General features: G+C 63.3%; 11 protein-coding genes. 7 read left to right on the top strand and 4 right to left on the bottom strand.

Annotated features, from left to right (window positions below):
- The first annotated feature begins 216 nt into the window (after positions 1–216).
- The 4 genes from QFZ21_RS10715 (at position 217) to QFZ21_RS10700 (ending at position 5,107) form a co-directional block, all read left to right on the top strand.
- A complete protein-coding gene (locus tag QFZ21_RS10715; RefSeq protein ID WP_307377697.1) occupies positions 217–1,233 on the top strand; it encodes an FtsX-like permease family protein in 1,017 nt (338 codons plus the stop codon).
- Positions 1,234–1,297: 64 nt separating this feature from the next.
- On the top strand, positions 1,298–1,951 hold the full coding sequence (locus tag QFZ21_RS10710) for a recombinase family protein (RefSeq protein ID WP_307377696.1): 654 nt from the start codon (positions 1,298–1,300) through the stop codon (positions 1,949–1,951).
- Between the two features lie 254 nt (positions 1,952–2,205).
- A complete protein-coding gene (locus QFZ21_RS10705; RefSeq protein ID WP_307377693.1) occupies positions 2,206–3,210 on the top strand; it encodes a cyclic GMP-AMP synthase DncV-like nucleotidyltransferase in 1,005 nt (334 codons plus the stop codon).
- Positions 3,211–3,217: 7 nt separating this feature from the next.
- Entirely contained in the window at positions 3,218–5,107 is a 1,890-nt protein-coding gene (locus tag QFZ21_RS10700) for a ThiF family adenylyltransferase (RefSeq protein ID WP_307377690.1), read from the top strand.
- Between the two features lie 129 nt (positions 5,108–5,236).
- On the opposite strand, the gene QFZ21_RS10695 is transcribed toward QFZ21_RS10700, so the two are convergent.
- Positions 5,237–6,205 (bottom strand): SAVED domain-containing protein, encoded by a 969-nt coding sequence (locus QFZ21_RS10695; protein WP_307377687.1) that lies wholly within the window; start codon positions 6,203–6,205, stop codon positions 5,237–5,239.
- Between the two features lie 1,008 nt (positions 6,206–7,213).
- Positions 7,214–7,375 carry a hypothetical protein gene (locus tag QFZ21_RS10690; protein WP_307377684.1) on the bottom strand — a complete coding sequence of 54 codons (162 nt, stop codon included), beginning with the start codon at positions 7,373–7,375 and terminating at the stop codon, positions 7,214–7,216.
- A 199-nt stretch (positions 7,376–7,574) separates the two neighbouring features.
- Between QFZ21_RS10690 and QFZ21_RS10685 the strand changes: the two genes are divergently transcribed.
- Both QFZ21_RS10685 and QFZ21_RS10680 read left to right on the top strand, forming a co-directional pair.
- Positions 7,575–8,141 (top strand): RNA polymerase sigma factor, encoded by a 567-nt coding sequence (locus QFZ21_RS10685; protein WP_307377681.1) that lies wholly within the window; start codon positions 7,575–7,577, stop codon positions 8,139–8,141.
- On the top strand, positions 8,141–8,617 hold the full coding sequence (locus tag QFZ21_RS10680; RefSeq protein WP_307377677.1) for a hypothetical protein: 477 nt from the start codon (positions 8,141–8,143) through the stop codon (positions 8,615–8,617). The genes QFZ21_RS10685 and QFZ21_RS10680 overlap by 1 nt, the downstream gene beginning before the upstream one ends.
- 48 nt (positions 8,618–8,665) lie before the next feature.
- On the opposite strand, the gene QFZ21_RS10675 is transcribed toward QFZ21_RS10680, so the two are convergent.
- Positions 8,666–9,274, bottom strand: a complete 609-nt coding sequence (locus QFZ21_RS10675; protein WP_307377676.1) for a hypothetical protein — start codon at positions 9,272–9,274, stop codon at positions 8,666–8,668.
- A 211-nt stretch (positions 9,275–9,485) separates the two neighbouring features.
- A complete protein-coding gene (locus QFZ21_RS10670) occupies positions 9,486–10,745 on the bottom strand; it encodes an FAD-dependent oxidoreductase (protein WP_307377674.1) in 1,260 nt (419 codons plus the stop codon).
- 295 nt (positions 10,746–11,040) lie between these two features.
- Here QFZ21_RS10670 and QFZ21_RS10665 point away from each other — a divergent pair, with 295 nt between their 5' ends.
- Entirely contained in the window at positions 11,041–12,651 is a 1,611-nt protein-coding gene (locus tag QFZ21_RS10665) for an ABC transporter substrate-binding protein (protein WP_307377671.1), read from the top strand.
- The last annotated feature ends 12 nt before the right edge of the window (positions 12,652–12,663 follow it).

The following is a 12,663-nucleotide window of genomic DNA, read 5'->3' as shown; positions in this document are numbered from 1 at the left end:
CTGGAGACCGCGAACGCATACGAGGGACCTACCCGCAAGGCACTTCAGAATGCCAGCTCACCCGTCCTGATCTTCTCCGGATTCACCGCACTCGTCGTCCTGAGCTCGACAGCGAACCTCACGGTCTCGCTGCAACGCCGCTCCTACGCGCTCTGGCAAATCTTCAACGTGCGGCCGATTCTTGTCGCGCTGATCGTCGAGCTCCAACTCGCGATCGTGTCCGCGCTCGGCGCGATCATTGGCGCGATGCTCTCCGCGGTCGCATTCCGGCGTCTGTTCGAGTTTCTCTTCGCTTCGTGGAACTTCAGCACCCCCGTGGAACCACACACGAACATCTCGACACTCATCGCCGTCATCCTCGCGATCATCGCCGTCGTCGTCATCGCCGGACTCCGGGGTGCGAGGAACGCCGCGATCACCTCTCCGCTTCAAGCGTTGACCGAACCTGAACCTCCCAAGATCCGGATGACCTGGATCCGGTACCTCTTGACAGCGCTCGCGGTCGCCGCGACTTACGGTCTCGTGAGCATGATGGTCGACGGCGACGTGCAAACCGTGACCAGCACATCGATCCTGATCGCCCCAGCGATCGTGATGATTCTGGCAGCCGCAGGTCCGTTGCTGTTGCCGTTGACGCTGCGCGCCTGGACGTGGATCGTTCCCGCGCGAGTTTCGACATCCTGGTATCTCGCCCGTCACGCGGCGCGCTACCGGGTAACGCAAAGCACGGCCACGATCAGCCCGTTGATGGTCGGCATCGGCCTGGCTGGCGGGATCTACACATGCGTCGAAATCCTTGCCGAGTACGTGCGCCAACAGTCGGGTGACGCCTCGGGGTATGTCCTCGAACCAGGGCAAGCAGTCCAGCTGCTCGGCGGCCCACTGCTCATCGCCGGCATCGGCGCCGCAGCCACCGTGTTCATGTCAGGAGGCGCGCGCCAACGCGAGATCGCACTCCTCCAAGCGGCCGGCTCCACCCAACGACAAATCGCCGTCTCCTCGATCCTGGAAGCCGTGATCTACACCCTCACCGCGATGCTCCTCGCGTTCATCGCGGTCGTCACCACCGCCTTCATCGTCAGCAGCAGCCTCGGCATGTCACTCACCGGCATCCACTACCTCAGCATTCTCATCGTCACCGCACTCGGATTCGTTCTGATCCTCACCGCATCACTGGGACCCACCATCGCCGCACTGCGGCGCGACGTCACCAGAACGCTGGCCGGCGTATAACCAAGAGGCCGTCGACCTGTCGATAACGATCGTTTACGGCTGGTTCGTCGCGGACCCCGACCAGGTGCACGACACGCCGCGAAACGATCCGCCGAAACCCCCTGCCGAAACCAAACCTCGCCGGAACTTCGGCGGTAGCGTTTTCGGCATGAGTCACGAAGTCGGATACGCCCGCGTCTCGAAGAGAGAGCAGAACCCCGAGGCGCAAGAGGCCGAGCTGCGCGCTGCCGGTTGCGAACGCGTGTTTGTCGACCAAGGCGAGTCCAGTCGCGTCGTGGATCGGCCGCAGTGGCTCGCATGCCTCGACTACCTTCGACCGGGGGACACCCTCAAAGTCCGCCGCCTTGATCGGCTTGCGGGCAGTGAACGAATTCTGATCGAGACGCTGCAGGACCTCGACGCCCGTCAGGTCAACATCGTCAGTCTCACCGAACCAATGATCGACACGACAACCCCGATGGGCCGAGCGCTCTACGGCATCGTCGCGGTTTTCGCGCAGCTCCGAGTCGACACGATCCGTGACAACACGCAGCGCGGCCTCGATTATGCGCGCAGTCAAGGCCGCGTCGGTGGCCGCCCCAGTGTCATGACGCCTGAGCGAATGGCCACGGCCGAGCGCATGCGCGCCGAGCGGCAGAGCTGGGACAGCATCGGCCGAGTGCTCGGAGTCGGAGCCTCCAGCGTCCGGCGAGCACTCACCAAGCCACCCGTGGCTTGACAGCAAGGTATCGTTCGCCTGACATCTGGGTATATGCGCCTATCGGTGGTGTCCTCACACCGGAGCACCGCAAGGGGAACGGCGGAGTTCGTTTGGCGCAGTGGCGCCCCGGCATCCGCTACGGATAGAGGCCGTCCAACACCCGTGGCGCACCCACGGACTGCTTGTAAGCCGCAATGTCGGTGCCGGAAATTATGATAGTGACACAGAGTGGTTCTCCCGTCTGGGGCGGGAACTACTGAGAGGGGACTCAGATGGAGCACGTCACGCATTTCAATACCTTCCTCAAGGAGGTAGTGAACCTGCCGGACTATAAGTTGACGTACCTCGACGAGCGAACTGAACGATTGTTCGACGCATTGAAGCGCGCGGATCTCGGCGTCCGAGTCAAAGCGATGAAGAAGCAGGGTTCGTGGGCACAGCGAACCATCATTCAGCCGGCCAAAGAGGCGGAGTTCGATGCGGACTTCATGGTGGAGCTCGAGGAGCGTGCCGAGTGGGAGCCGCGTGACTACCACGGCGCCGTCTTCGACGCCCTCAGCGATTACGTCGATGCCCAGGGGATGAGCGTCCCCGCTGAGGCGAAGAACCGGTGCGTGCGCGTCACGTATGCGAACTCTATGCATGTTGACGTTGTGCCTTATGTCAACCGCGATGTCGACGGAGAGAACATCGTCAACGCGGAGACCGGCAAGTGGGAGGGCACGGACCCGGATGGCTTCACATCGTGGATGAAGGAGCGCGACAAGACCAGCAACGGAAACTTGCGGCGTGTTCTCCGCCTGTTGAAGTACCTCCGAGACCATCGCGGTTTCATGGGCGAGACGCGGTCGATCATCCTCACCACCGTTGTAGGTCGAGTCATCGACACGGATACGGCCCGGGCATTCCCGGGATGCTACGACAGCGTCCCCAAGACCCTTCACCGAGTGTTGATGGGCCTTGCCGATTGGGTCCGCGACTTGCCGGAGCGTCCGGAAGTAGAGGACCCGTCATCCGCGGACTCTTCTTTTACGCATCGGTGGCCGCAGTCTGAGTACGACGTCTTTCGTGAGGATGTACAAACGCTCGCGGACCTCGTGGACGCCGCGATTTCATGTATGAGTTCTTCCGCCGAATCGGTCGACCTCTGGCGAGAAATCCTGGGAGCCCAGTTCGGCCCACCATCACAGACCAGTACGCCGGTGTTCCCTCCGCCGGTGACCGAGTCTGATAGCACAACGGAAACCTCGACCGGTAGGTCGGGCCGCGCCGGGTAGGCGCTGCATGACCAAGCGCAGAGCGCACGCTACCGCATGGCAGAAGCGCTGTCTTCACGAACTTCGAGCTGCTTCGCACTTGCGCCCGGAGTTGATACGGAGCGTGGCTCCGGAGCATTTTGATCGCGAGACCTCGGTTCTATCTGTTCGTTTTACGATTCGCACCTCGGCTTTTCCGAGGACGCGAGGCGGTCTTCCACTCCGCCCAGTGGAGGACCTGGTGCTTGCAATCGAAGCCAGCGGCGAGCGGCCACCGCATGTGCTCGTCGACCACTTTCGTTTCCTCGGCCATCCGCATGTGCTGTCGGGGTACTACCTGTGTCTCTACCTGGACCCGAGCCGCGAGTGGGATGCGAACTACGGCCTCACATCGCATCCGAATGGGGTTCTTAACAGGCTTTGGCGCTGGCTCGAGCGCGGTAGCGCGAATCAGTTCGACGCGAACGAGGCGTTGTACCACGCAGTGGGCGGTCTACCGCAGATCGGGCGTCGCCCGTCACCTCTTCCGCCGATTGTTGTGCGTTCCCTCCCGACCCGAGATTCACGGGTCGCGAGCAGTTGGCTTGCCCCGCGTTCGGATTGGTGTCTGGAGCTGCACCCGACCCCGCTCTCCGACGCCACCCGGGCGACGACGCATGCGCCCGTTTTCTTCACAGACCGTGACCTACCTTTCGGCGTCGGTCGCGCGGGCCTGCAGGACCTGCTGGAACGCCTGGACTTTGACTCGAATCGTATTGCCGCAAAAATTGGTCTCGGAGAGGGATCGGCAGCTTCTTTCGGGCCCAGAGGTGAGCGGCTGAACTGCCTGCAGCAACAGGGACCGCTCGGCGGTGTCACTGCTCGGCCTCGATACGATCCGTCGCAGTCGTCGACCTTCTTAGCTATCCTCTGCGCTAGCGCGCGGCGGAAGCCCACCGGCCACGGCCAGCAGTTCGTCCTAGGGGTTCCTCATCCGAAAGGAGGACCGGTACACCTTCTGGCTGCTCACCTCGACTCGGATTCGGGCGACCTGTTGCGCGAACTCGATCACCGCGCGAGAAAAGAGGGTCGCGAGATCAGCCCAAGAGACATCCCCCCAGGCCTGGAGGTCATGTGGACGCATGTGTCGGACGAACGGCCCGCGATCAATACGAGACGCGACCACGCTCGGCCGACCGCCCGCTTCTTCGAATCGACGGTTGTCATGCTCGGGCTCGGAGGGCTGGGATCGTGGATCGCGGAACTGATCGTTCGAGCCGGGGCGAAGAGGATCGTCCTCTGCGACCCTGGGATGGTTTCTGGCGGGTTGCTGGTCCGCCAAACATACGAGGACTCCGATATCGGCAGCAGGAAGTCCGATCGGCTCGCCGAGCGCCTGCGCCGCATCGCGCCCGACCTAACCGTCGACGTGTGGGACGCGCTTGAAGAAGAAGAACTCCGCGATACTCTGCGGTTCGCAGACCTCGTTGTAGACGCCACCGTAAGCAAGACAGTCGCGCGTACTGTCAGCGGGGTGCTCCTCCAGGAGTCCGGCAGGCGAGCTGTCGTCGCCCAGGTCGCCGTGGATGCGCGTAGCGGCAGCCTCGGAATGGTCATGATTCACGGTCGTGAGTTGAACCATGATGCATTGGATCAGGATAGGATCGCGGGCGCCGTTGTGCTAGCAGATCCGCAGTTGGAGCCATACGGCATCTTCTGGATCGATCCCGAGGCCAACGACGAATTCGTGCCCACGCGTGGGTGCTCCATTCCGACCTTCCACGGCTCCGCCGCCGACATGGCTGGAGTCGCCTCAACGATGACGACGCTGATCGCATCCCACCTAGGGGACGACGCCAGCGGCACCCATCTGTTCGCCATGCCCCACACCGGGGTCAATCCGGCGCATCACTACTTACGCTCGAGACCGCCGGTTTGACGTGTTTCAGTGAAGGTGACAACGCCAGATCAAGGCGATACGGGAGCATCTTGTGACTGTCTCGGATGACCACGGAGACCGTTCGACTGGATAGAGCAGTCTCATGATGGCCGGAAGTGAGCTACTCGCTCATCGGGGCAGCTCCATGGTGAAGAAGTAACTCGACGCCAGTCCGCTGCGATCGTAGACGAGCACCGGCGGGTGCACGGATGTGTTTATTGAACGGCCGATCGCCACCGCGACTGTCGTCGGCACTGCCGGCACAAGGTTGATCCGGGTGACACTGGGAATGGTTTCGATCTCAGCGATCAGGGACCGCCAGCACAGAGCGAACATGTCCACCGTCCGGGGCGAATCCACCAAGTCGAAGTTTGGCGTCACTCCGACGGGGGAGATCTCGTAGACGCGTGCGCCTGCGGTGATCTCGCCTGGAACTCGGTCGATCTCGACCGAGCCAGACACGGAGAACACCACGGTGACCTGTTCCGGTTCGCCGTCATCTTCGCTTAGAACACGCCATTCGAAAGAGCGTTCTGTGCCCGGTGCTGGCCAACCCCATGCCTCGGTGCCTCCACGCCGCTTCGGGTAGACGGTCGTCGGGATCGTGTCGTCCAGCATCACCCCAAGCGTGATGAGAATCGGGATTCTCGCGAGCGGGAATATGGCGAGGTCAGTCACAGAGCCATCAGTGACCAGTGCGCTTAGGAGCTGGAGCTGGTTGCGGATGAGCGCGACTGCGGCACTCCAGTGTTCCGCGGAACTCTCCTTCTCGCCTGGGAATCGTCGGAGGTCGACCTCATACTCATCCGTTCTTTGCAGGACATAGCTCGGGAAGCGTCCCATCTCGACGAGCGCCTCATTGACAGCGGATTGCGCGAGCTGCACGGGGCTCCCGTGGATAGTGTCAACGACCCGAAGGACGGTCGCGCTGTCTTTCTGAGCGAGGGAAGTCAATCTCTTGATCCGGTACTCATGTCGCCGCTTGATGTCCCGGAGCCTTTCAGCGCTGTACACCTCCCAAAGGCTCTTCGCGTCAATGACGTGATGCTGGTCGTAGCAGAGCAACATGAGGTTTTCCGCCTCGTTGCGCTCGGCCACGGGCAACGGCTCGGAGCCACGGGGAGATCCTGGTGCCGTGTTCCATCCGACAACGTGAGCGAGCTGGCCGATGAACACTGCCTGACCGGTGGTCTCATCCTCGAGAAGCCAGCGGTTACAGAACGTGCAGCGACCTCCCGCAGCGATCCACACTCGACGCGAAACCGTCTCCGAGATTGATCGACTGGTGTTGTTTGGACCGATAGCAAGATTCGGTGATGTACTCGCAGCTGTCTTCTTCACCACTCGTCCCTTCAATCACTCGCACGCCTCTGCTCATCGAAGCCTGAACGACTCTTCGAAGGTATCGACAGTGACGTACATCTGAGTGAATGACGTGCGCCGGATCACAATCGGACCTGTCGATGCGGACTGGCGATGGAAGCAGTGCGTCTACGGCTACAACCACGAGGCGTCAACGCTTCCTCTGGGCGATCCTCTCTGTGTCAGGTCGTGTGACAGTCATTGGCGCAGTAATAGCACCCGTTGACATCGCTGTAATAGTTCTGCGCTGCCTGTACCGCACCGCTGCAGGAGGAGAAGTTTCCTAGCGCGATCTGGTTGGACCAGGTCGGCATGTACTGACATCCGGAGTCGGCATTGTGGACCTCGTGATCCCTTGAACCCGGTTGTGCGTTGCGGTTGACGATGTAGTTCGGCATCGAACTTCCCCATTCCGTCTGCTGCGTTGCAGACGGCCAGAGTCTACGCGCCTTACTGGCCTCATAGAGGCTGACATAATTACGACTATCAGCATGCCGCAAAGTGACTACGGGGCGCGGTGCGGACGCCCATCGACCTGTTGGACACTCCGCGCGCGGACATACGGTGACGGTCATGATGCGCGATCTGATCCCGCTGGCGCAGGCAAGAGTTCACGGCGACTAGGCAGAAGGCGCTGCTGGACGAAGTGACCATCACTTGGGCACTCGGGGAAGAGTCCACGCTTGAAAGCTTCGCGGACGAGCATGACTGAGGTGTGTCTTCTTTAATAGCTCGATCGCGTCGTCAGTGATTGCGGCGTTCGGAACGTTCCTTCTCGCGCCGAAGGTCCGCGCGGTCGACGCGCCACAAGATGACCGCCGCGATGCTCAGGAGGCATAGCGCGACGAGCTGGAGGGGCACGGCTACTGCGGGGTTCAGCGCTTCGGTCGTGGCAATCGAGTACATCAAGGCTCCCCTCCTTGCCCATCTGGGCGAGTTCGCCCCCGGGCTCCCCTCCACACTACGTGACGTTCGGCGACCGGTGTCGGCTCCGAGTGGTTGCGCACGCTTGTCGTGACGACCATTCCCGACGTCATCCCAGGTAAATTGCGCGTCGCTGAGACGCCGAGGGGTGGTAGCGACATAACAAGGGTGAGGAGGTGTGATGCCTACGACCGACACCCAGTCAACGGATGCGGACCTGCTGGAAGCGATCCGCCAGGGAGACGAACGCGCTCTGCTGACGCTGCATCAGCGACACATCGCGCTGGTATATCGGTCCGCTCAGCGTGTCCTCAACGACCGGACTGAAGCGGAGGAGTGCTCGCAAGATGCGTTTCTCATGCTGTGGTCGAAGCGCCGGTCTGTACGGATCTATAGCGAATCGATATTGCCTTGGCTGCTCACAACCGCCAGATACCTGGCTCTGAACCGTGCGCGAAAGCTACGGCGTTCTCAATCGCGAGAAGCTGAACTTGGTGAGCTCTCAGATGATTCGCCAGATCCCCTGGCGCTACTCGTCGACAGGGAGAAGCACCAAGATCTGCTGCAGGCAGCAGCCCAGCTATCCGAGACAGATCGCGCGATCTTGTCACTGTGCGTAGCAAGCGATCTGACATACAAGGAGGCGGCTGTACGCCTGGGCCTCACGCACAGCGCAGTACGCAATCGGCTATCGCGAGCCAAGGCAGAGATGCGGCGAACTCTTGGGCGCCACGAAGGGGAACGATGATGAACGATCAACTCAGCCTCAACGAACCGGATTTCGCGGCAATGGGCGACCGACTAATGACCGCTGTCTCACGGGCCCGCAGCAAGGAGCGGACCACGCGCATCACGGCGGTGGGATTGAGTGCCGGCCTAGGAGCTGTTCTCCTCGGCGGGAGCTTCATGGTCGTCCTGAATAACTACCAGAAGAGTTACGTCGCGGAGTGCTTCGTGGAAGCTTCCACGGCTTCAGAGTCCGTAATGAGCTACATGATCCCCGTCGAGGGGGATGAACAGACCCCACGATCTCAACTGGCAGCAGACAGCTGCGGGGCGTCCTGGAGAACTGGAGTGATTGGGCAGCCCGCGGGGGCGGTACTCGAGAACAAATACCCCATCCCCCCGATGGTGGTCTGTGAGGACCAGTGGGGAGCGTTGAAGGTGTTTCCGACCGAGGACCCTGCATTTTGCGGGACGGCCGGGCTGAGGATCCCGCGATGAGACAGCTTGTGGGTGGGCGACTCAATCGCTACCCACCCACAAGGAGTCTCAGCCGGTGAACCAGATCGACGATGCCTGATTGTTCATCCACCCCAGGCTTGCGGCGTTGCCCGTCGCCTTGTAGACGGATCCGCTTCTATTCGAATCCACATAGAGCCACATCTTGCAGCCGGGCCCCGGAGCCACGGACGAGATCTGATCATCAACATTTGCCCAGCCAAAGCCTTGCCAGTATGCGAAGGAGAGTTCATCCCACGAGAAGGAGTGGGTCGAACAGGTGGTGCTGACGCTCGTGTTGAAGACGATCGTCCTGCCACCGTAGGAAGCGTCATCGTATGCGACGCCGAGCACGTAGTTCGCCAGAGGTTGAACGTCGCCATCCCGGCTCGCATCCGCACGGGCGCTTGCCAAATCAGCCCGCCCTTGGGCGTCAGCCTCCACCAGCGCGACGTCTTGCTGCTCGAGCAGTTGCGCGGTGAGATCCTCAATGTCGCCCTCGACGCAGAAGGTCTTCTGTGTCTCGTAGTTGATAGAGCAGGTTGATTCAGGCGCTGCTTCGACGTCAGTGGTTGACGCGTAGACCGGTGCCCCCGCACCGATCAGGGAAGCCACCACTGCCGTCGCAAGTCCGATGCTGCTGAGTGTTCTCTTCTTCATCTTTCTCTCCGATCGTGCCGACATCCGCGTCGGCACGATCATCGTGCCGCATGCAGCGCGATTGTGTCCCAGATCTGAGATGGATTGCCGAGAACTGACATAGGGCACCAAGGGACTTGGCAGACGTCGACCCAAGCTGACATAAGTACCATTATCAGCACCATGCTCATGGCCGCAGGTGAGCTATCCGGATCGTGTATCCAACGGGCCGTCAGCTGCTTCCCGATACCCCCGCATCCTTCAGGACCGCGCGCGCAACCCGCTCGCCGGACGCGAGCGCGCCCTGGATCGACGCGGTGTCCCGATGGTCGCCCGCGACATACAGGCCTTCCGCATACCGCGGCGATCGCGCCGCCCGCAGGGGTGCCTGTTGAGCGGGCAGCGCATCGGCGATGTCGTCGCGCCGGACCAACTCCCACGCACTGACATCCACACCCCAGATCTCGCTCAAGTGGTGGCGGACCTCGTTCTCCTCGGCGGGCTCACTGCCACGCGGCAGCAGGCACGTTGCGGCGATGAGGTGGCGTCCGACCGGGGCGTACGAGGGCACGGTGTGCGTCATCACGACGGTGTTCACGACGGGGCCGCGGCCGCGGCCGTCGACGGTGAGCAGCGCAGAGGTCGTGGGTGCTTCGGCGGCGGCGAACCACCAGGTCTGCAGGCCGTTCGTCGCCGGCCTGGGGAGGTCGGTGAGATCGGCGACCGCATCGGGACCGACCGCGACGACGACCCGCGCAGCACGGACCGGGTCACCGTCGGCGACCTCCACCACCCTGCCCTCGCCGCCCACCGATACGCGGTCGACCCTGGCGTCGAGACGGATGTCGGCACCGGCATCGCGCGCGTGCGCGGCCAGCTGCTCCGGGACCGCCGCGATCCCCTCTGCGGGCAGACCCGGGCGGCCGAGCGCGAAGTACCGCACCAGCAGCTGCGCGAAGGCGTTCGATGTCTCGCCGTCGCGCTCCGCGAGGACTCCGGCGAGGAACGGCTCGAGCACCGCGGTGCGGAGCGGACCGCGGAGCCCCACGGCATCCCACCCCTCGCGCAGGCTGACGTCGTTCCGGGCGAGACGCGAGAGCGGAAGCACCAGCCCCGGCGCCGCCCAGCGGGCCAGCGCGACAGCATCCCGAGCATGCACCAGGCCGCTGCGCAGCGTGGCGACGATCGACAGCGGATGCCGCACCGGATGCCGCAGCTCGGCGATCCCGCCCTCCGTGCGCACTCGCACACCGACCGGGAAGCTCCCCATCGCGAGTGCATCGAGATCGACGCTGCGGCGAAGCGCCGGGTAGGCCGGATTGAGCACCTGGAAGCCGCGGTCCAGCCGGAACCCGTCGACGATGTCGGTGCGCTGGCGGCCCCCGACGGCATCCGCGGCTTCCAGGACGACCACGTCGAGCCCGTCGGCGGCGAGGAGACCTGCGCAACGGAGCCCCGCGAGTCCGGCGCCGATCACGATCACGTCATGCATCGGCGGGACCCTCGGAGAGCACGATCACAGAGTTGCGCATGGGCTGCATCGCTCCAGGGTACGTCGGGAGACGGTTACCCTCTCCCGGTCACGTTTCGATAACGCCCATCCCCTTCTGTTGCGCGCACGAGTCCCTCCTGTTTCACTCCTATTACAACTTTCAATTTCTGCTGAACTTTCATTGACTGTTGAAGCGCCGCGATCTAGCGTGCGGAGAAGCACCTGCGAAATCCCGCAGGACCCGAGCCATCCCACACTCGATGCGGCACCGTCAGGTGTGGCTCAAGGAGGAGTTATGCACAGCAAGGCACGACTGATCATCGCGGCTTCCGCGGTCCTGGCACTGTCGCTCGCGGGATGCTCCGCGTCGTCGACGACGCCGGACGACGCAGAGGACGCCGACCCGATCCGCTTCGCGGTCGAGAAGCCCGACAGCCTCGTCCCGGCCAACCAGTTCACGTCGTACAACATCGTCATCGCGATGTTCTCGCCGCTCACGGCGATCGATGACAAGGGCGAGATCACGAACATCGCGGCGGAATCCGTCGAGTCCGACGACGCGAAGCTGTGGACCATCACGCTCCGAGAGGGCTGGACGTTCCACGATGGCACCGACGTGACCGCCCAGGACTACGTCGACACCTGGAACCACGCCGCCTACGGCCCGAACGCCTGGGTGAACGGCGCGCAGCTGGCGGGCGTCGTGGGCTACGGCGACCTCAACCCGGCCGAAGGCGCCGAGCCGGCGGCCACTGAGCTCGCAGGTCTCAAGGTCGTCGACGATCTCACCTTCACGGTCGAACTCAACGCCCCGGACCGGCAGTTCCCGCTGCAGCTCACCGCCGGGCAGACCGGTCTTTACCCGCTCCCGTCCGAGGCGCTCGACGACATCGCCGCCTGGGAAGAGGCGCCGGTGGGCAACGGTCCCTTCGCGCTGGTCGACGGCTGGTCCGACACCGACCCGATCGAGGCCGTCGCCTACGACGACTACGCCGGCGAGGAGCCGAGCATCAGCGCGGTCACCTTCGTGCCGTACCTCGACACCGCCACCGCTTACACGGATGCTCTGGCCGACGAGGTCGACATCGTCGCGATCGCCGGTTCGCAGGTCGCCCAGGCGCGCACCGACTTCGGCGAGCACGTCTACGAGCTCGACGCACCCGGTGTCGACTTCCTCGGGTTCGACCTCGAAGACCCGCGCTTCGCGGACCCCCGCATCCGGCAGGCCATCTCGATGGCGATCGACCGCGAGGCCATCAACGACGCGATCTTCGGCGGCTCCCAGGTGCCGGCGACCTCGCTCACCGCGCCGAGCATGCCCGGCGACCCCGAGGGTGTCTGCGGCGAGTACTGCGAGTTCGATCCGGATGCCGCGAAGGCACTGCTCGAGGAAGCCGGCGGATTCGACGGCGAACTGGGCGTGCACTTCATCGCGAACTGGGGTCAGGAAGACCTGTTCGAGGCGATCGCCAACCAGCTGCGCCAGAACCTCGGCATCGAGAACGTCGTCGCCACCCCGTCGGTCGACTTCGCCGCCTTCGTCGACAGCGTGGGCGCGCACGAGTTCAACGGACCGTACCGTGCCCGCTGGGGCGCCCTGTACCCGAGCCAGCAGAACACGCTGACCGCTGTGTACACGGCGACCGGCGAGGGCAACTTCGGCGCCGGCGGCTACTCGAACCCCGAGGTCGACGCACTGATCAAGGAGGCCAACGCGGCCGACACGTTCGAGGAGTCGTCCGAGGGCTACGTGCAGGTGCAGGAGCGCATCCTCGAGGACTTCCCCACGGTGCCGCTCTTCGGCAACCGGTACCTGTACGTCACCTCGGACCGCATCTCCGAGCTGAGCACGGTGTCGGGAAGCGTCGACCTCACCAAGGTCGTCACCGGCTCCGCGGCATCCTGATCGACCGAGAGA

Source organism: Microbacterium sp. W4I20, from assembly GCF_030816505.1.
GTDB lineage: Bacteria > Actinomycetota > Actinomycetes > Actinomycetales > Microbacteriaceae > Microbacterium.
Note: the sequence above shows the minus strand (reverse complement) of the source record. Positions and strands in the feature narration are given on the sequence as shown.

Bases quoted from the DNA above. Each gene is read 5' to 3' on its own strand.
- QFZ21_RS10690 (WP_307377684.1), bottom strand. From the start codon at position 7,375: ATGTACTCGATTGCCACGACCGAAGCGCTGAACCCCGCAGTAGCCGTG.
- QFZ21_RS10670 (WP_307377674.1), bottom strand. From the start codon at position 10,745: ATGCATGACGTGATCGTGATCGGCGCCGGACTCGCGGGGCTCCGTTGC.
- QFZ21_RS10685 (WP_307377681.1), top strand. From the start codon at position 7,575: ATGCCTACGACCGACACCCAGTCAACGGATGCGGACCTGCTGGAAGCG.
- QFZ21_RS10680 (WP_307377677.1), top strand. From the start codon at position 8,141: ATGAACGATCAACTCAGCCTCAACGAACCGGATTTCGCGGCAATGGGC.
- QFZ21_RS10675 (WP_307377676.1), bottom strand. From the start codon at position 9,274: ATGAAGAAGAGAACACTCAGCAGCATCGGACTTGCGACGGCAGTGGTG.
- QFZ21_RS10705 (WP_307377693.1), top strand. From the start codon at position 2,206: ATGGAGCACGTCACGCATTTCAATACCTTCCTCAAGGAGGTAGTGAAC.
- QFZ21_RS10665 (WP_307377671.1), top strand. From the start codon at position 11,041: ATGCACAGCAAGGCACGACTGATCATCGCGGCTTCCGCGGTCCTGGCA.
- QFZ21_RS10700 (WP_307377690.1), top strand. From the start codon at position 3,218: ATGACCAAGCGCAGAGCGCACGCTACCGCATGGCAGAAGCGCTGTCTT.